Below are 17,357 nucleotides of genomic sequence, written 5' to 3' on the forward strand. Positions count from 1 at the left end.
CTCCAGATAACAGACTCAATATGAAAACAATAAAGATTATTTTCAAATGGATTGCAGGTATTATTGTTGTACTGGGTGTTGTGTGGGCCGTTATGCCGTTTTCTTTCATGTATCCCTTTTTATACATAAAATACACTTTAAACCCTGATATGACTCCTGGGATGATGAATGAAATCATCAAGGAAAATCCTAAAGAGATATATGATATAGAACAACGATTAGATAAGAGCAGAGTTCCTCCCAGGCAGGATGATTCCGCTTTTCAGTCCTATATAGAACGGCTGGAGCGAGTCACAGCCAGATACATAACAGAGGGGAAATTAAATTCCCTGCATATCAACTGGTACTCCGAAAATAGAGAGGCCAATAAAGTAAAATATATAGTTGGCTATGAGACAAGGACAGCATGGGGACGCACCAAGGCTAATTTGGGAGATCTTTCAGATAAAACAATTTACTATTTTCTGCTTGACCAAAACCTCCACATACTTGGATGGATGAAAGAAAAATTAGAAAAATAGAATATGTGACGATAATGCATCTGTCATGAACTTCTTCCTCATGCGAGCTACCATAATTTTCTCCATAGATTTCACAGCGGACGCCATCCTTCACCAATATGAATAACAATCTTAGTTTCCATTCCTGTATGCAATATCCCAGATGACTAAACTAGAATATCGTAACCGGGAGCTTCCTCAATAGCGCCCCATCCCCAACAGCATGGTTCTCATGAATACCTGACTCCTCAAGCTCAATATCCCGACTTTTACATTCTGTGAGCTTTCCAGAAAATGAGAAATGGCAACTGCAGTAAATTGATCAAGATCAGACAAGCAACGTATCAGCATTAATTATATCTTTTATCCCGGAAAGCAAAACGAAAGATTGGGTCTTTGAAGAAATAAAAAACAATTAAAAATAAAAGATACGGTTTATGAGATATTTCCTCCGGTGGATTTTAATTCTGGCGAACGCTGTTGCTGTGAAAAATGTGAAGTAGAATTGAAACCTTGCCATTTGGGGTAAAATGATGGATTACGAATTCATTGCAGGATATTTTCTCTTGTAAAATGCGATGTATTTGGATATAGAAATATTGGTAAATTTCAGTATCCATATTAAAAATTATTTAATTAATTTTATTAAAATTGCTTCAACGGATGTTAAAAAAAATCATATTCTGGCTCACTTTTTTATTATGTATTCTTATTTTATCATTTTTCCTCATTTCTGAAAACAATAAAAGACAGGCCTGCCATCTTGAAGAAACATTTAATGCTTCTTCTCCGGAGGAAATAAGAAATAAATACGATCAAATTGAAACTCTTACAACGCATGTAGGTGTTTACACAAGTATTTGCATACCGAATACTCGCCATATACTTCCAAATGGAATTATTCTCATTAAAATGCCTTCAGGAAAAACCAGAATATTTTATGGCGGTTACTATTCGTCACATAATTTCTTATCCAACCTAAAAAATTATGCTGAAATAATAATCGAAGAAGATCCTGAATACATCATTGAACAAAAAAAAATATTAAATTTTGAAACCGCAATGGAAGTTTCTTTAGAAATTTTTACTGAAAATAGCCATTTCTCAGAATTATAAGTTTCAAAGCATCATAAAGGAAATTTTAATATTCAGGAAAACCAAATCACGCTTGTAAACCGATGAGCCAATGAAAGTAAATGAAAAGAACCGGCATTTCAAATATTGATTTGCATCAGCTAACAGGCATCGTTGAATGGTGGGAAAATGATTCCCTGCATATAGACAGCAACCAGCATGTATTATTTATATTTAAAGAATACTGGTCAGATACACTGGTTACAGACGAAAATATCAATGAAATCAACGAACGACTTTCATACATGAGCCAGATATGCGGATATGAAATTAAAATAAATTTAGAATTCCATACTGAATTCACGGACCGTATCATCTATCCTGAACGATTTTACGGCGACCATTATTACAGGCCTAAATACCATAAAATCATCAATTCCATCCTGAAAATAATTGGCATCAACATACCTTTAGTACCCATCCAACATTCCCGTTTTTTCCAAAACAATAACGCTGGCCCGGACACATCATTACAGTAGTGGAGATATGGTCCAATCCCCACAACCATTTTAACCTTTAATTGCCGTGATATTCTGATTAAAAAAGAATATGCCTTATTCCTAATGACAAATGGAAATGGGAATAATGTAAAATTCTCAAATTACTGACCAGGATTTGATGGCTGCATCGCACTTTCTTGATCCTCCATTTAGTCATGCAGGACAGGTAGCCCGGACACTTCCCTTTTGCTAATCGTTGGAAAGGACATAGATGGAGCGAGTATATTCATTGGACAGGAATCCCTCCCTCTTCTTTTTCCTTCCATTCACCTACAGTCGCGGCACGGCAGCCAGCAATGCCTGTGTATACTCATGGGCAGGGGAGGAGAACACCTGCTCCGCCTCCCCGTACTCGACAATGCGGCCTTTGCGCATCACGGCAATACGGTCCGCAATGTAATGAACCACGGACAAGTCATGGGAAATGAAAATCATGGTCAGGTTCAAGTCACGGGCCAGGGAGATGAGGAGATTTAAAATCTGGGACTGGATGGAGACGTCCAGCGCGGAAACGGGTTCATCCGCAATGACCAGCCTGGGCTCCGGTGCCAGGGCGCGCGCAATGGCGACGCGCTGCCGCTGTCCCCCGGAAAATTCATGCGGATACTTCCGCATCAGGGAGGGATTCAGTCCCACCCGCTCCATCAGTTCCGCCACGGCATCCCTCATCTGGGAAAAGGAACGCTTGCGGGAACGGCATTCCAGAGCCTCCTTCAGCGTGGCGTACACGGTGAAACGCGGATTCAGGGAGGCGTAAGGGTCCTGGAAAACCATCTGGAAATCCGGACGGCGCTTCCTGACCTCGGAAGGGGACAGAGCGGTCAACTCTTCTCCTTCCAGCCAAATGCGGCCCTCCGTGGGCTTCTGGAGCAGCATGACCGTCCGGGACAGCGTGGACTTGCCACAGCCGGATTCCCCCACCAGGCCCAGGATTTCCCCGCGCTCTACGGACAGGGATACCCCGTCCACCGCCACCACGGGCGCCGGTTTACGGGAGGAGAGAAGCCCCTGCACCGCAGGAAAGACAACGCTCACATGATCCAGTTCCAGAAAAGCCATGCCATCACTCTAACAAGCCTCCCGGAGCAAGACAAGACCCCAACCGTGCCAGCTTCGTCAACACGCAGCCAACCCGGACTCATCCCCGCCGGAACGGCCGGTTACGGCGCCTTAGGAGGTAATGAAGCGGAGCTTTAACCGTTCCGTCCGCCTCCGGTTCGCATCCCGCCAGCTCTCCCCGGTGTTCCGGCTTCCGGGGAACTTGTGTATGACATTTAAAATAAATGAATTGATAGCCAGATAATGAAAAACGCAGCGGAAAATGGAAATGCAGCGCATTCGCGGAATGCAAAGGAGCCGCTCCCCGTGAAGGGAACGGCTCCTGAGATTGATGCTGCCGCGGAGCTTACGCGCCGAGCTGGTAGCGGACGAAGGAGACGACGGTAATTTCGTCGCCGAGTTCCTTGCCGACCTGATTGAGCAGGGCTTCCACCGTCATCTTTCCGGCAGGGTCCTTCACAAACACCTGGTTCAGCAGGCAGGACTGGGCATACAGGGCCTTCAGCTTGCCGGGAAGAATCTTTTCCAGCAGGTGTTCGGGCTTGCCTTCCTGAATGAGCTGCTGCTTGGCGATTTCCTGTTCCTCGGCTACGAAGGAGGGGTCCAGGCTGTCGGAGCTGACGCTCTTGGGAGCGGCGGCGGCGATGTGCAGGGTAAGGTCCTTGGCCAGGGCCTTGAACGCGTCAGACTTGACGGTTTCTTCCTTGCCGGCCTTGATGGACAGGAGAACGCCTACCTTGCCGCCCATGTGGATGTAGGAGACCACGGTGCCGGTGCCGTCCGCCGTCAGGCGGGCGAACTTGCGCAGAGCCATGTTTTCACCGATGGAGCTGCACATGGCCTTGATGTATTCTTCCGTGGAACCTTCCGGCATAGCCACCTGGAGGGCTTCCTCCAGCGTAGCGGCCTTGGAATCCATGAGAGCCTTGGCAACGTCGTTCACCAGGCCCTGGAACTTGTCGCCCTTGGCGCAGAAGTCCGTTTCACAGTTGAGTTCAAGGATGATGCCGGAGCAGCCGCAGGGGGCCACGGCGGCGCGGATCACGCCTTCCTTGGCATCGCGGTCAGCCTTGGCGGCGGCCTTGGCAATGCCCTTTTCGCGGAGATACTTCACGGCGGCGTCCATGTCGCCGTTGCATTCGTTGAGGGCCTTCTTGCAATCCATCATGCCGGCGTCCGTTTTGTCACGGAGGGCCTTGACGAGAGCTGCAGTAATTTCTGCCATAGTGTTTCTATTCTTTCTAAATGGGTGTTCAGGCTTCGGCGGGAGCGCCCTTGCCTTCGTTGATGGCCTTGACAATGCAGTCAAGCACCAGGCGGATGGAACGGACGGCGTCGTCGTTGCCGGGAATCGGGAAGTCAATTTCCTTCGGGTCGGCGTTGGTGTCAACCAGCACGCAGACGGGGATGTTCAGGCGATGGGCTTCACGGATGGCGATGTCTTCATGATCGGCACCGATGGCTACCATGGCGTCCGGAGCGCCGCCCATGTTGCGGATACCCTGGAGGTTGCGTTCCAGCTTCTGGCGTTCGCGGTCCAGAGCGGCCAGTTCCTTCTTGGACATGCTCTTGAATTCCGGGGTCTTTTCAATCCCTTCAAGGTAGGCAAGGCGTTCGATGCTCTTGCGGATCGTGCTCATGTTGGTGAGCATGCCGCCCAGCCAGCGATGGTTGACGTAGTACTGACCAGTGGCTTCCGCGGCTTCGCGGACGGCTTCCTGGGCCTGGCGCTTGCAGCCGACGAAGAGAATCTTCTTGTTGCGGCGTGCCAGATCGGCCAGGAAGGAGCAAGCCTTGTCCAGGCATTTTTCCGTTTCCTCAAGGTTGATGATATGGATACCGGCCTTGTCCTTGAGAAGGTACTTCTTCATGCTGGGGTGCCATTTGCGGGTTTGGTGGCCCAAATGAACACCGGCTTCAACCATCTGGTTAATCAGATCATTAATCATATTTGTATGTAGGTGGCTTTCCTTGCGTCAGGAAAAGCGTTTTTGGGGACTTCGCCGCTTTCTACCCCTCCGATCCCCATTGTTTAGGTTGCGACGAATCACGCGAGGGACAGATAATATACTCCGGAACGGCCTTCTTGTCAAAGCATAAATCATTGATTTGCGTGACTATTCCGCCATCCGCGGAGATAGCCTGAAGGAGGCCTCCGGCACAGTCTTTCATATTCCGCCGGACCCTTATCGTACAAAAAACAGGAACATGCCGCAAAACAGTCTTGGAAAAAATGCGGAAGAGGCGTTCCATGCGGGCGTTCCGGATGACCAAGACCCTGACAAGCGGCAATCCCGCCAAATTGATTTTCCTGTTTACCATACCCCTGCTGATCGGCAATCTGTTCCAGCAGTTTTACAACATGGCGGACACCCTGATCGTGGGCCGCACGCTGGGCGTGGAGGCGCTGGCGGCGGTAGGCTGCACGGGAGGGCTGATGTTCTTCATCCTCGGCTTCGTCATCGGGTTTACGGCGGGGCTGGCCATCATCACGGCACAGCGCTTCGGCGCCGGACGCAGGCGTGCGGTGCGGCGCAGCTTTGCCGTCTGCATCGTCCTGAGCTCCGTCATGACCGTCCTGCTGACGGCTGTCAGCGTCGTCTTTGCCCGTCCGGTGCTGGAACTGCTGCAAACGCCGCCGGAAATCCTGGATGCGGCCCATGCCTATATTATCGTCATCTCCTGGGGCATCGGCGCGGCCATGCTGTTCAACCTCCTTTCCAACGTGCTACGCGCCCTGGGGGACAGCCGGACGCCCCTTTATTTCCTGGTTCTGGCCTGCGTGCTGAACATCGCGCTGGACCTGGCGCTGATCCTGCGGTTCGGCATGGGGCCTGCGGGCGCGGCCGTCGCCACCGTAGTCTCCCAGCTCGTTGCGGGGCTGTGCTGTGCCGCTTACGTCTTTAAAAAGTTCCCCATTCTCCGGCTGACCCGGGCGGACTGGAACATGAGCCGCCGCTACCTCTGGGCCCACATCCGCGTGGCCCTTCCCATGGGGTTCCAGGCCTCCATCATCGCCATGGGGGCCATTCTGGTGCAGTTTGCCCTCAACCGGCTGGGGGCGCAGTCGGTGGCCGCTTTCAGCGCGGCCCAGAAAATTGACATGGTAGCCACGCTGCCCATGATGTCCTTCGGCATCACGATGGCTACGTACGTGGCGCAGAATTACGGAGCCAGGAACCTGGCGCGCATCCGGCAGGGCGTTCTCCAGTGCAATCTGATGTCCGTGGGGTTCAGCATCGCCGTAGCGGCCGTCAACATTGCCTGGGGGCCTGAACTGATCAGGCTGTTCGTGGGAGACGGCGAAAAGGAAGTCGTCAGCCTGGCCCAGACCTACCTGAACATCAACGCCTCCATGTACTGGGTACTGGCGCTCCTCTTCGTCTTCCGGTATACGCTTCAGGGGCTGGGCCAGAGCGTTGTGCCCACCTTCGCGGGCGTCATGGAGCTGTGCATGCGCGCCCTGGCCGCGATCATCCTGGCGCGCTACCTGGGCTTTACGGGCGCCAGCATGGCGAGCCCCGCCGCCTGGATAGGCTCCTGCGTGCCGCTCGCCATCGCCTATTACTTCACCAGCAGAAAGATGATGCGGTCCATGAAGCAGACCTTTCCGCCATGTTGTGAGGAAGAACCGGAAGCCGTCCGGCAGGCCGTGTAACGGCAGCGTTTTCCGGCCTTGCCCCGGGAACCGATGCACCAGCGGAAGAAAAGGAAAGCCGTCATGGAGCCCCCCCGCATGGGTCAATCACAGGCCCTTGCGGAAAACCCGGAATGTTCCCTTCCCCAGTATTCCCGCGCCTTCTGCAAATAAAACGCGCCAATGGGAGGTAAAACCGTAAGTTCCTTGCCAAACTTTGCCGCCAGTTCCGGAGAAGGCATGTCCTCCCTCACATGCTTTCCTTCCCCAATCAGGAACGGCAGCACTACGATCCTGTTCCCTTTCAATCGTGGAAGCACCTCCTCCACGGAGGGGGAAGCGCCGAAATACGCCAGAGCCATGTCCTTCACCTGCGGCTGCAACCAGGGGCGGAGCGCCCGCAGAAATCCGGCCGGCTCCGGGGGCAGTTCCTTCCCCACCACCCCATGCGCCACAAGCAGCAGGGACGTACCCGGCTCCAGCTCCTTCGCGAGGGCGGCACCAATAACGCCGTGGAAGTTTTCCACACCTTCTCCGGCCCCCCAGACCGGCTTGAATTCCAATTCCGGGGATAGGCCGCGTTCCGCATACAGGGCACGCAATTTTTCCGGGAGCGCCTCCGTCACCGTCCAGCCGCTCTGCATAAAAAGCGGATAAACCCGGACCACTCCGTCGCCCGGCGGCAGGTCAGCCGCTTCCATGTCCCTGAAGGAAGCCTGCCAAACGGGAGCATGGTTCGGGCTCCGCGCCCGGAGGCCATCGGCCAGATGCTGCCGCAGTTCGGCCCCCGCCTCATCATAGGAGACGTATAACGTGTAAATCTTTCTGGGCATGTCAAGTAAGACCCCGGAGGGGAAGCGGCGTTCAGCATCTCTCCCCGTCCGGAGACGCCGGGCAGCGCATGCCTGCCGTTTGTAACAGAAACTCCGGATTACGGCAATACCATAACCGTCTTTTCCATTGATGGGTTTCCAACCTCCGGAAAATGGAATAAAAAATCAACTTATCATGCTGTCAATTATTGTGTTATAAATTTTTAAAAGAAATGTTCCGGATAAAATGCAACCCTCCTTTCCAATCTCCGCCGGAGGCAGGATAGCGGCTTGACCGGAGGTCTTGAAACCGTCATAATATAAAGACATACAGGTTTTGTTTTATGTCGTTTTATATTCAATCCGTTGAAATCGGCGGCCCCCGGCCGTTCTACCTTCTGGGCCCCTGCTCCCTGGAATGCGAATCCTTCGTCTGGGAGATGGCCCGCTCCATCAAGTCCATCGCGGAAAACCTGGATATTCCCCTTATCTTCAAGGCCTCCTACGACAAGGCCAACAGGACTTCCATCACCTCTTTCCGGGGTCCCGGCGTCCGGGAAGGCTGCCGCATCCTGTCAGAAATAGGGAAGGAATTAAAAATTCCCGTGGTCACGGACGTGCATACGGCCCAGGAAGCGGAAGTTGCCGCCGAATATGTGGACCTGCTCCAAATTCCCGCCTTCCTGTGCCGCCAGACGGACCTTCTGGAAGCCTGCGCCAAGAGCGGGCGCCCCGTGAATATCAAGAAAGGCCAGTTCCTGGCTCCGTGGGATACCGTGAACATCGGGGAAAAGATGCGCGCCTTCGGCTGTGACAAGTTCATGATGTGCGAACGCGGCACCTCCTTCGGCTACAACAATCTGGTGGTGGACATGCGCTCCCTGTACTGGATGAAGCAGGAAGGCTTCCCCGTCGTATTTGACGCCACCCACGCAGTCCAGCGGCCCGGCGGCCTGGGCGGAACCACGGGAGGGGACAGTGAGCTGGCCCCTGTGCTGGCGTCCGCCGCCATGGCGACGGGCAGCATTGACGGCGTGTTCATGGAAGTGCACAAGGATCCGTCCAAAGCGCTTTCCGACGGTCCCAACCAAATCCCCCTCCACCTGCTTGAAGGAGTGCTGAAACGCCTTCAGTCCATCCATCAGGCGGTTCAGTCATGATGAAATTATTGTCCACATGCATTCTGGCGACGGCCATGCACGGCATGGCGGCGCAGGCGGATACCAGCCTGCCCGCAGCCACGCCTTTCGCCGGGGTGGACAAGAAGTTGCCTATGCTGGAGCTCCTGCCCGTGGGCAAGGTACTGCCCAAGGTGAGCCTGTCACGTTATGAAGGCCCGCGCCTTTCCATGCTGCTGACCGCGTCAAGCGTGACGGTAGCCGCCCCGCAGGAAATCGCAGCCAGCATCCTGAATATTTACCTGTACGGGAAGGACAGCCAGACTTCCCGGCTTTTCACCAGGGCCGCGTCCTACTTTCTGGACAAAAAACTGGTTGTCTCCCGTACGGAAACCACTCTCAAGGAAGAGAATATCTCCGCCCGGGGAACCGGCCTTTACCTGGATACCGATATCAAGAGAGGCATCATCCTGGGCCCCGTCCAAACAACCATCCGCACGGATCACCGCAACAAGTAACCATTACTTTCATGAAGAAACTTTCCTCCCTGCTGCTCGCCCTGACCGGGGGCCTTGCCTGCGGCGCCACTGACGGCGTCCCGGCCCACATCGTCCAGCCCCTGCCTAAGGAACTGGATCCCCGCCTGGAACCGCCCCTGACTCCTCCCTCCAACATCGTGCGCCCCATGACGGCGGAAGAAACCGCCCGGAGAAACCAGGAGCTGGCCCCCGTTCCGGCTGCGCACCTGAAGGAAGACGGGGAGAAGGCGATCAACACCTACAATGAGCAGGAAAAGGCCGTTGACGGGCAGATCCAGGAGTTCCGGCAAAAGCACCAAGTCACCGGCAATTCCGCCGCCCCGGCAGCGGAAACCGCCCCCGCTGCGCCCGATCCGGAAGAAAGCTTCATGCGCTCCAACTCCGCAAACAACCTGTACTCCGTGGATTGTGACGGGGACCTGTACTTTGACATGGAAGAAGGCGTGCTGGTGTTCATGAAAAACGTCCGGGTGCGCAACCCCAACCTTTCCATGGACTGCGCGGACCACCTGAAGATTTATGCGGAGTTCGTTCCCAAAAAGCCGGGCGACAAAAAGCCTTCCGAACGCAAGCAGGAGAAGGAAAAGGAAAAAGCCGGAGAAAAAGAGGGAGAGAAGCCCCAGGTGGCCCTCCCCAACGGCGGCAACTTTGACTATAACTCCATTAAAACCGTCGCGGCTTCCGGCAACGTGAGAGCCAGCTATACCAATAAGGAAGGGGAAACCAGCAATGCCCAGGCGGACAAGATCACTTATAACGCCAAAACCGGGGAAATCATCCTGACAGGCTCCCCGGTGATCATCACGCCGGACGCCATCATCAAGAATCCGAACAAGAACGCCTTCATCCGCGTGTACTCAAACGGAAACATGTACAGCAGCCGGGGAACCAAGACCACGTTCCGCCACATAGATAAAAAACTTTCCGACCAGGAAAAACAGAAAACCAACCGCAAGTCGTGAGTTCCTTCCACTCCTCCCCTTTGCTGAGCGCCGAAGGCATCTGCAAAACCTATAAGACGCGCACGGTCGTGGACCAGGTCAGCCTGAAGGTGGGCCACGGCGAAATCGTGGGCCTGCTGGGACCCAACGGCGCGGGAAAAACCACCTCCTTTTACATGGTGGCCGGCCTCGTGCGCCCGGATGAGGGACGCGTCATTTTTGCGGATGAGAATATCACGGAACTGCCCATGAACCTGCGCGCCAGGCGCGGCATGGGCTACCTGCCGCAGGAGGAATCCATCTTCCGCAAGCTTTCCGTGGAAGACAACCTCCTGGCCATTCTCCAGACCCGCAAGGACATGACCTCCCGCCAGCAGAAGGACCGCGCCGTGGAGCTGATGGACCGCTTCGGCATCACCAAGCTGCGCCGCTCCATGGCCATCCAGCTTTCCGGCGGGGAAAAGAGGCGGCTGACCATCGCCCGCGCCCTCGCCACCAATCCAAAGCTGCTGATGCTGGACGAGCCGTTCAGCGGGGTGGACCCCATTGCCGTTTCAGACATCCAGAAGATCGTCATGGAACTGCGGGACACGGACGGCCTTTCCATCCTGATCACGGACCACAACGTGCGGGAAACCCTCCACATCGTGGACCGCGCCTACATCCTGTTTGAAGGGAAAGTGATCAAGCACGGCACTTCAGAGGAAATCGCCAGTGACCCCATCGCCCGCAAGCAGTACCTGGGCGACCAGTTCCGCATGTAACACCTCCTTCCGCCAGTCCCATGTCCTCCCCGCAGAATACAATCGCCCTGGTGTTCGACTATGACCAGACCCTGAGCCCTTTCTACATGCAGGACCAGGCCATTTTCCCGGAATTCGGCATCTCCCCGCAGGAGTTCTGGACCCAGTGCAACGCCACCGGGGAAAAGGAAGGCTGGGACGGTGAACTGATTTACATGAAAAGCCTGCTGGACGCCCTCTCCCTGGACCGCGTGAGCAATGCCCGGCTCACCCAGCTCGGTGAACGTCTCACTTTTTATCCCGGCCTGCCGGAGTTTTTTGACGCCTTCCCGGCCATGACCCTCTCCTCCCTTCATACGGACCTGGGTATCAACATTGAATACTACATCATCTCCTCCGGCCTGAAAGCCCTGATTGACGGCTCCGCCCTGCGCCCCTACTTCAAGGCCGTGTTCGGCTGCGAGTTCAGCGAGATGGACGGGCACATCAACTTTCCCAAAAGGGTCATCTCCCACACCACGAAGACCCAGTACCTCTTCCGCATCAACAAGGGCATGCTGGATTACGACCAGGACGTGAACGACCACATGCCGGAAGACATGCGCCCTATCCCCTTCGCCAACATGATTTACATCGGCGACGGCCCCACGGACGTTCCCTGCTTCACCGTCATGCGCAGGAACGGCGGCCATGCCGTGGCCGTTTACAACCCGGAGGATGAAACGGGCCGCAGCTTCCGCAAGTGCTACAACCTGGCCTCCAATTCCGACCGCGTCAACTTCATCGCCCCGGCGGACTACACGCCCGGAAGCCACCTTACCCGCGTTCTGTCCGGCATGGTTACGGACATCGCCAACGGCATCGTGCGCCGCCGGGACCGCGCCCTGGCGGATTCCTGCGTGGCGGCTCCCTCCTTTTCCAAATAAACCTGTTCCATTCCTCTCCCCGTCATGAACAATCATTTTCACTTTCTCGGCATCTGCGGAACCGCCATGGGGGCGGTAGCCGCCGCCATGGCGCGCCGCGGCTACACCGTCACCGGGTCGGACGCCAACGTATATCCCCCCATGTCCACCTTCTTGGAGGAAGAGGGCATCACCCTGTTTGAAGGCTACAAGGCGGCCAACATCCCCAAGGATGCGGACGTCATCGTCATCGGCAACGCCATGAGCCGCGGCAATGAGGAGGTGGAAGCCGTGCTCCAGCGCCGCCTGCGCTACCTCTCCCTGCCGGAAACGATGAAGGAATATTTCCTGCGCGGCAAGCGCAACTACGTGGTGACCGGCACCCACGGCAAAACCACCACCACGTCCATGCTGGCGTGGCTCATGGAAGACTCCGGCCTGAACCCCAGCTTCATGATCGGCGGCATTGCCCGCAACCTGGGCCGCGGCGGCCGCTTTACGGATTCCGACTTTTCCGTGCTGGAAGGGGACGAGTACGACACGGCCTTTTTCGACAAACGCTCCAAGTTCCTGCACTACCTGCCGGAACTGGTGGTCATCAACAACATTGAGTTTGACCACGCGGACATTTACAACTCCCTGGAGGAAATCAAGCTGAGCTTCCGCCGCCTGACCAAGATCATCCCCCGCAACGGCCTGGCTCTGGTGAACGCGGACGATCCCAACTGCCTGGACGTGGTGAAGGGGGCGCCCTGCCCCGTCAAGACGCTGGGCTTTTCCGACTCCTCCAATATCCGCATCCTGGACGTGGAAACTTCCACGGACGGAAGCCATTTCACGCTGGAAGGCACCCGGTACTATGTGCCGATGATCGGGGAATTCAACATCCGCAATGCCGCCATGGCGATCACCGCCGCGCAGTTCGCGGGCCTGAACGTCAAGCAGCTCGCGGACTCCATGGCCCGCTTTGAGGGCGTGGCGCGCCGCCAGGAAGTCAAGGGCGTGGTTAACGGCATTTCCGTGGTGGACGACTTCGCGCACCACCCCACAGCCATCAGGCAGGCCATCCTGGGACTGCGCCAGCGTTACCCGGACTCACGCATCTGGGCCATCTTTGAACCGCGCTCCAACACCACGCGCCGCAACATCTTCCAGAATGAACTGGCGCTGTCCCTCGCCACGGCGGATTTCCCCGTGGTGGCCGCCGTGGACCACCCGGACAAGGTGGCCCTGGAAGAGCGCCTGGACCTCACCAAGCTCTCCAATGACCTGTCCGCGCTGGGCAAGGACGCTCTCATTGGAGGCCATGCGCAGGAAATCGTCTCCGCCGTCTGCAAGAAAGCCCAGCCGGGAGACGTTATTCTGGTAATGAGCAACGGCGGTTTTGACGGAATTCACGCCAAACTGCTGGAAGCCCTGAACGCCTGACCCTTTTTCCCACATTATTCATCTCCAATGAAAAACGCATCCACCATCACCGCCTTCATCATCAGCTTCCTGGTCGTGGGCAGCCTGGCCCTGGTCTTCCTGTTCCTGGGCAACCGGGAGGACGAGCCAGCCGCCACGGAACCCGCGGCGCAAACGGAAGTTCCGGCGCGCCAGACGGTGACGCCCCAGCCCACCGTGGACCCGCTTACCAAGGAGGACATCAGCCAGCAGACGGCCACGCCGTCCTCCGTGGTCAACCTCAATTCCCCCCAGACGCTGGCCCAGGCCATTGCCAAGGTCATCCAGGACAGGGACGTGGACACCCTGAAATCCCTGGAAATCCAGCAGGCCGTCACGGAAGCCCAGAGCCGCACCATCCGGGAGCTCATGGATGCGCGCCACGTGCGCCTTTCCACTCCCGGCATCACCAGCATCGGCGCCAACAACCAGGGAGCCAACCCTACGGCCAGATACACGCTCAATTTCAGCAGCGGCGCGCGTGGCTACTTGGACATGAAGCGCAATGACAAGCAGCAGTGGACGCTGGACACCCTCACCCTGCCCAGCAAGCAGGACCTGGCCAAGGACAAGGCCGCCCCCATGGCCATGAATGATCCCATGGGCGTCGTCAGCTCCTTCATGGACGCCGTCGCCAAGGCGGACTTCCGCACGGCGCGGAAATTCGTGGACGGAGCCAGGGTGCAGGACGCCACCGTGGCCGGGCTGTGCATCCTGTTTGAGGAAGGGGCCTTCCGACTCCGGGAGGATGCCCCCATCAAGACCGCCTATGAGGCGCCCACCAACGCCGGGTTCTTCGTGCATCTTCAGGACGCCCAGGGCCGGAAAGCCGGCAACGTGGGCCTGACCGTAGCCAAGAAGGATGAACAATGGCTGGTTGCGGAAGCGTCCCTGGACAGCATGCTGGAAGCCTATACCAAACGGCAGGGCGCCGGGGACGACATCTTCATTCCCATCGTAAAGAACCCGCAGGGAGGGGATTCCCTGGCCCTGTTCTTCGGCTTTAATGAAGATGCCCTCTCCAAGCGTTCCGAACGCCAGCTCCAGATCGTGGCGGAAGCCATCAAGATGGACGGCGGCAAGAAGCTGGAAATCAGCGGGCACACGGATGACGTGGGCAGCGAACGCTACAATCAGGGCCTCTCCGAACGCCGGGCGGCGGCGGTCAAGGCCCAGCTCGTCCAATTCGGCGTGCCTGCGGAAAGAATCGTTACAAAGGGATTCGGCAAATCACAGCCGCGCCGCACCTATTCCCCCACGGCGGACGAAGGAGCGCGGGACGAAGCCCGCAAGGAAAACCGCCGCGCGGAAATGTACCTGGACTTTTAAAGAGTGATTAGAGTGGAGAGTGGAGAGAAAAGTTTTTCGGCCAATTCCATTAACTATTCTCTATTAACTATTAACTGAAACGCCATGGCCCGCCGTTACGTCATCAAGCAGGATGCCGCGCCAGCCGCGCCCATCTCAGGGATTGACTACCGCACGGCCCTCAATGAAGAACAGTACGCCGCCGTTTCTTCGGAACCGGGGGCGGCGCTCGTCATTGCGGGGGCGGGTTCCGGAAAAACGCGTACGCTGACCTACCGCGTGGCTTGGCTTCTGGACCATGGCACGGACCCGTGGAACATCCTGCTGCTGACCTTCACCAACAAGGCGGCGCGGGAAATGACGGAGCGGGTGCGCTCCCTGATTCCGCTGGACCTGTCCCGCCTGTGGAGCGGCACCTTCCATTCCATAGCCAACCGCATCCTGCGCCAGCATGCGGAATACCTGGGCTATACCCCGGCTTTCACCATCATGGATTCCGACGACCGCAAATCCATGATCAAAAGCGTGGTCAAATCCCTCAAGCTGGATGAAAAATCCACCCGCTTCCCCAAGGCGGAGGTTCTTTCCTCCCTGTTCAGCCTGGCGGACAACGAAGGCGCCAATATCCAGGAAACGCTGGAAAACGCCTATCCATACCTTTCCAACCACCTGGACGCCATCCTGGACGTGCACGAACAGTACGTGGCGCGCAAGCAGGAGACCAATAGCATGGACTTTGACGACCTGCTGCTCAACGTCGTGAGGCTCTTCCAGGAGCAGGAACACCTGCGCGCCCTGTACGGCTCCCGCTTCCAGCACATCCTGGTGGACGAATACCAGGACACCAATTACCTCCAGAGCCGCTTCATCGACATGCTGTCCCGGGAGCACGGCCAGCTCATGGTCGTGGGGGACGACGCCCAGAGCATTTACTCCTGGCGCGGGGCGGACATGGAGAACATCCTCAGCTTCACCACCCGCTACCCGGCCGCAAAAACCTTCAAGATAGAAACCAACTACCGCAGCGTGCCGGAGATTCTGGAGCTTTCCAACGCCGCCATCGCCGCCAACGAGGTGCAGATTGAAAAGCAGCTCCGCTCCGTGCGCCCTACCGGAGAAATGCCGCCCGCCCTCGTCCCGCTCAATGACGACAGGATGCAGGCCAAATTCATTGCCCAGCGCATCCGGGACCTCATTGAAGAAGGAACAGACCCCAATGAAATAGCCGTGCTCTACCGCGCCCACTTCCACAGCATGGAGCTGCAGATGGAACTGACCCGCGGGGAAATCCCCTTCCGCATCACCAGCGGCATCAGGTTTTTTGAACAGGCCCATATCAAGGACGTGGTGGCGTTCATGCGCTTTGTGGTCAATCCCAGGGATGAACTCTCCTTCCGCCGCATGGTGATGCTGCTGCCCGGCATAGGCCCCGGCATGGCCCAGAAGCTCTGGACACGCTGGGCCGCGTGCCCGGAAAGCCGTTTGGAAACGCCGCCGGAATCCTTCTCCGCCCTGATGCTGGACTTTCCGGTTCCGGCCAAGTCCAAAACAGGCTGGACGCAGCTCTGCTACACGCTGGACGAACTGGCCCCTGCCGGTAAAATCGCCGGACCGGCGTCCATGCTCCTTTCCATCAATGAAGCCGTGTATGACGAGTACATGCAGTCCGCTTTTGAGAACTATGACCAGCGCAGGCAGGACCTGCTGCACTTGGCTGGATTTTCCGAGCGCTTTGATTCCGCGGAGGACTTCCTCTCCCAGCTTTCCCTGCTGGGCAATACGGATGATGAAAGCGCAGCCGCGGACCTCTCCGGAGGAGCCGTCACCCTGTCCACCATCCACCAGGCCAAGGGGCTGGAATGGTCCGTGGTCTTCCTGATCGGCCTGTGCGACGGCATGTTCCCGCACCAGCGCGTGATTGATGACGGAGACCTGGCGGGGCTGGAGGAGGAACGCCGCCTCTTCTACGTGGGCATCACCCGCGCCAAGGACCAGCTTTACCTGACCTATCCCCGCTGGAACTGCCGCGCGCAGGGAGGCACCTTCATGCAGATGCCCTCCCGCTTTCTGGATGAATTCCCCGCCAGCCTGGTGGAAGAGTGGCAGGTGGAGTGAATTTCCCGCCCCTGCCGCCATAAAGCGGAGACGCGCCGGAACTTCAATTCTCTCTGCGGAAGAGGAAGCATTCCCCGGAAGTTTCAGGAGCCACTGGACGCAATCCGCCGTAGGCCTTCCGCCCGGTTCCGGACCGGCGCTATTTCATGCTTTCCCGAAAAAGGAAATTCCTTCATGGCGCGCCGTTTTTTGAGCACCACGGCCTCATGGATGACGGTACGGTTCACCCCTTCATCCGCGCCACTATATATAATAGCTGTTTTCTCTCCATTCCTGTCTACAGTCCTTCCCCATCTGCACATCTCCACCTTATGTTCCAGTGATTCCAAATTTTGGAAGGTCATCCATCCCTGGCCATGTTATGCCGCCTGTTGACAGAGAAGAGGATTTCCCACCCTGGCCCTATTTGGATACGGCCCTTTTTCAACGGGCGCACACGGAAGGAGAAAACACGGCATCCCAACCCCGGTTGCCTGTAAAAACGAATTTTTTTCGTTCATGCGCTGAACATGTTGACGCCCCTTATTTCAGCAGAATCCCGGCACGAATAAAAGAGTCTCCTGAAGACTCCGTAATACATTTATGATCAATGTGATTATT

The 17,357-nt window shown here is 56.2% G+C and carries 16 protein-coding genes; 12 read left to right on the plus strand and 4 right to left on the minus strand.

Translation table 11 applies throughout. The features are described from left to right. The first annotated feature begins 20 nt into the window (after positions 1 to 20). From ABGM91_RS03755 to ABGM91_RS03765, 3 genes are all read left to right on the plus strand, one after another. Positions 21 to 521 (plus strand): hypothetical protein, encoded by a 501-nt coding sequence (locus ABGM91_RS03755; protein ID WP_354833798.1) that lies wholly within the window; start codon positions 21 to 23, stop codon positions 519 to 521. 642 nt (positions 522 to 1,163) lie between these two features. Beyond that, entirely contained in the window at positions 1,164 to 1,616 is a 453-nt protein-coding gene (locus ABGM91_RS03760; RefSeq protein WP_354833800.1) for a hypothetical protein, read from the plus strand. A gap of 80 nt (positions 1,617 to 1,696) precedes the next feature. Next, positions 1,697 to 2,113: a hypothetical protein gene (locus tag ABGM91_RS03765; protein ID WP_354833802.1), complete on the plus strand. Its 417-nt coding sequence runs from the start codon at positions 1,697 to 1,699 to the stop codon at positions 2,111 to 2,113. A gap of 291 nt (positions 2,114 to 2,404) precedes the next feature. Here ABGM91_RS03765 and ABGM91_RS03770 read toward each other — a convergent pair whose 3' ends face one another. The 3 genes from ABGM91_RS03770 to rpsB form a co-directional block, all read right to left on the minus strand. Then, entirely contained in the window at positions 2,405 to 3,193 is a 789-nt protein-coding gene (locus ABGM91_RS03770) for an ATP-binding cassette domain-containing protein (RefSeq protein WP_215426925.1), read from the minus strand. A 346-nt stretch (positions 3,194 to 3,539) separates the two neighbouring features. Next, positions 3,540 to 4,418 carry a translation elongation factor Ts gene (gene tsf / locus ABGM91_RS03775; protein ID WP_354833805.1) on the minus strand — a complete coding sequence of 293 codons (879 nt, stop codon included), beginning with the start codon at positions 4,416 to 4,418 and terminating at the stop codon, positions 3,540 to 3,542. 28 nt (positions 4,419 to 4,446) lie between these two features. Then, on the minus strand, positions 4,447 to 5,142 hold the full coding sequence (gene rpsB / locus ABGM91_RS03780) for a 30S ribosomal protein S2 (protein ID WP_215426923.1): 696 nt from the start codon (positions 5,140 to 5,142) through the stop codon (positions 4,447 to 4,449). 317 nt (positions 5,143 to 5,459) lie between these two features. Between rpsB and ABGM91_RS03785 the strand changes: the two genes are divergently transcribed. Then, positions 5,460 to 6,851 carry an MATE family efflux transporter gene (locus tag ABGM91_RS03785; protein ID WP_354833807.1) on the plus strand — a complete coding sequence of 464 codons (1,392 nt, stop codon included), beginning with the start codon at positions 5,460 to 5,462 and terminating at the stop codon, positions 6,849 to 6,851. A gap of 83 nt (positions 6,852 to 6,934) precedes the next feature. Here the strand turns inward: ABGM91_RS03785 and ABGM91_RS03790 are convergent, their stop codons facing one another. Next, positions 6,935 to 7,663, minus strand: coding sequence for a CbiX/SirB N-terminal domain-containing protein (locus ABGM91_RS03790; RefSeq protein ID WP_354833809.1), 729 nt, complete (start codon positions 7,661 to 7,663; stop codon positions 6,935 to 6,937). A 323-nt stretch (positions 7,664 to 7,986) separates the two neighbouring features. Between ABGM91_RS03790 and kdsA the strand changes: the two genes are divergently transcribed. The 8 genes from kdsA (at position 7,987) to ABGM91_RS03830 (ending at position 16,757) form a co-directional block, all read left to right on the plus strand. Continuing rightward, positions 7,987 to 8,802, plus strand: a complete 816-nt coding sequence (gene kdsA, locus ABGM91_RS03795) for a 3-deoxy-8-phosphooctulonate synthase (protein ID WP_215426920.1) — start codon at positions 7,987 to 7,989, stop codon at positions 8,800 to 8,802. Continuing rightward, positions 8,799 to 9,278 carry an LPS export ABC transporter periplasmic protein LptC gene (locus tag ABGM91_RS03800; RefSeq protein WP_290566049.1) on the plus strand — a complete coding sequence of 160 codons (480 nt, stop codon included), beginning with the start codon at positions 8,799 to 8,801 and terminating at the stop codon, positions 9,276 to 9,278. Before kdsA ends, ABGM91_RS03800 begins: the two co-directional genes overlap by 4 nt. A gap of 11 nt (positions 9,279 to 9,289) precedes the next feature. Further along, positions 9,290 to 10,261 carry an LptA/OstA family protein gene (locus ABGM91_RS03805; RefSeq protein ID WP_354833812.1) on the plus strand — a complete coding sequence of 324 codons (972 nt, stop codon included), beginning with the start codon at positions 9,290 to 9,292 and terminating at the stop codon, positions 10,259 to 10,261. Continuing rightward, the gene (gene lptB, locus ABGM91_RS03810) at positions 10,258 to 11,004 is read left to right on the plus strand and encodes an LPS export ABC transporter ATP-binding protein (RefSeq protein ID WP_290566051.1); all 747 of its coding nucleotides are present in this window, start codon (positions 10,258 to 10,260) and stop codon (positions 11,002 to 11,004) included. The genes ABGM91_RS03805 and lptB overlap by 4 nt, the downstream gene beginning before the upstream one ends. A 20-nt stretch (positions 11,005 to 11,024) precedes the next feature. Continuing rightward, on the plus strand, positions 11,025 to 11,909 hold the full coding sequence (locus ABGM91_RS03815; RefSeq protein ID WP_354833815.1) for a haloacid dehalogenase-like hydrolase: 885 nt from the start codon (positions 11,025 to 11,027) through the stop codon (positions 11,907 to 11,909). A 24-nt stretch (positions 11,910 to 11,933) separates the two neighbouring features. Then, the gene (gene mpl / locus ABGM91_RS03820; protein ID WP_215426915.1) at positions 11,934 to 13,316 is read left to right on the plus strand and encodes a UDP-N-acetylmuramate:L-alanyl-gamma-D-glutamyl-meso-diaminopimelate ligase; all 1,383 of its coding nucleotides are present in this window, start codon (positions 11,934 to 11,936) and stop codon (positions 13,314 to 13,316) included. Between the two features lie 27 nt (positions 13,317 to 13,343). After that, positions 13,344 to 14,663, plus strand: coding sequence for an OmpA family protein (locus tag ABGM91_RS03825; RefSeq protein ID WP_354833817.1), 1,320 nt, complete (start codon positions 13,344 to 13,346; stop codon positions 14,661 to 14,663). A gap of 84 nt (positions 14,664 to 14,747) precedes the next feature. Then, positions 14,748 to 16,757 carry an ATP-dependent helicase gene (locus tag ABGM91_RS03830; protein ID WP_215426913.1) on the plus strand — a complete coding sequence of 670 codons (2,010 nt, stop codon included), beginning with the start codon at positions 14,748 to 14,750 and terminating at the stop codon, positions 16,755 to 16,757. Positions 16,758 to 17,357 lie beyond the last annotated feature (600 nt).

This window comes from Akkermansia muciniphila (genome assembly GCF_040616545.1).
In the GTDB taxonomy this organism is placed as follows: domain Bacteria; phylum Verrucomicrobiota; class Verrucomicrobiia; order Verrucomicrobiales; family Akkermansiaceae; genus Akkermansia; species Akkermansia muciniphila_E.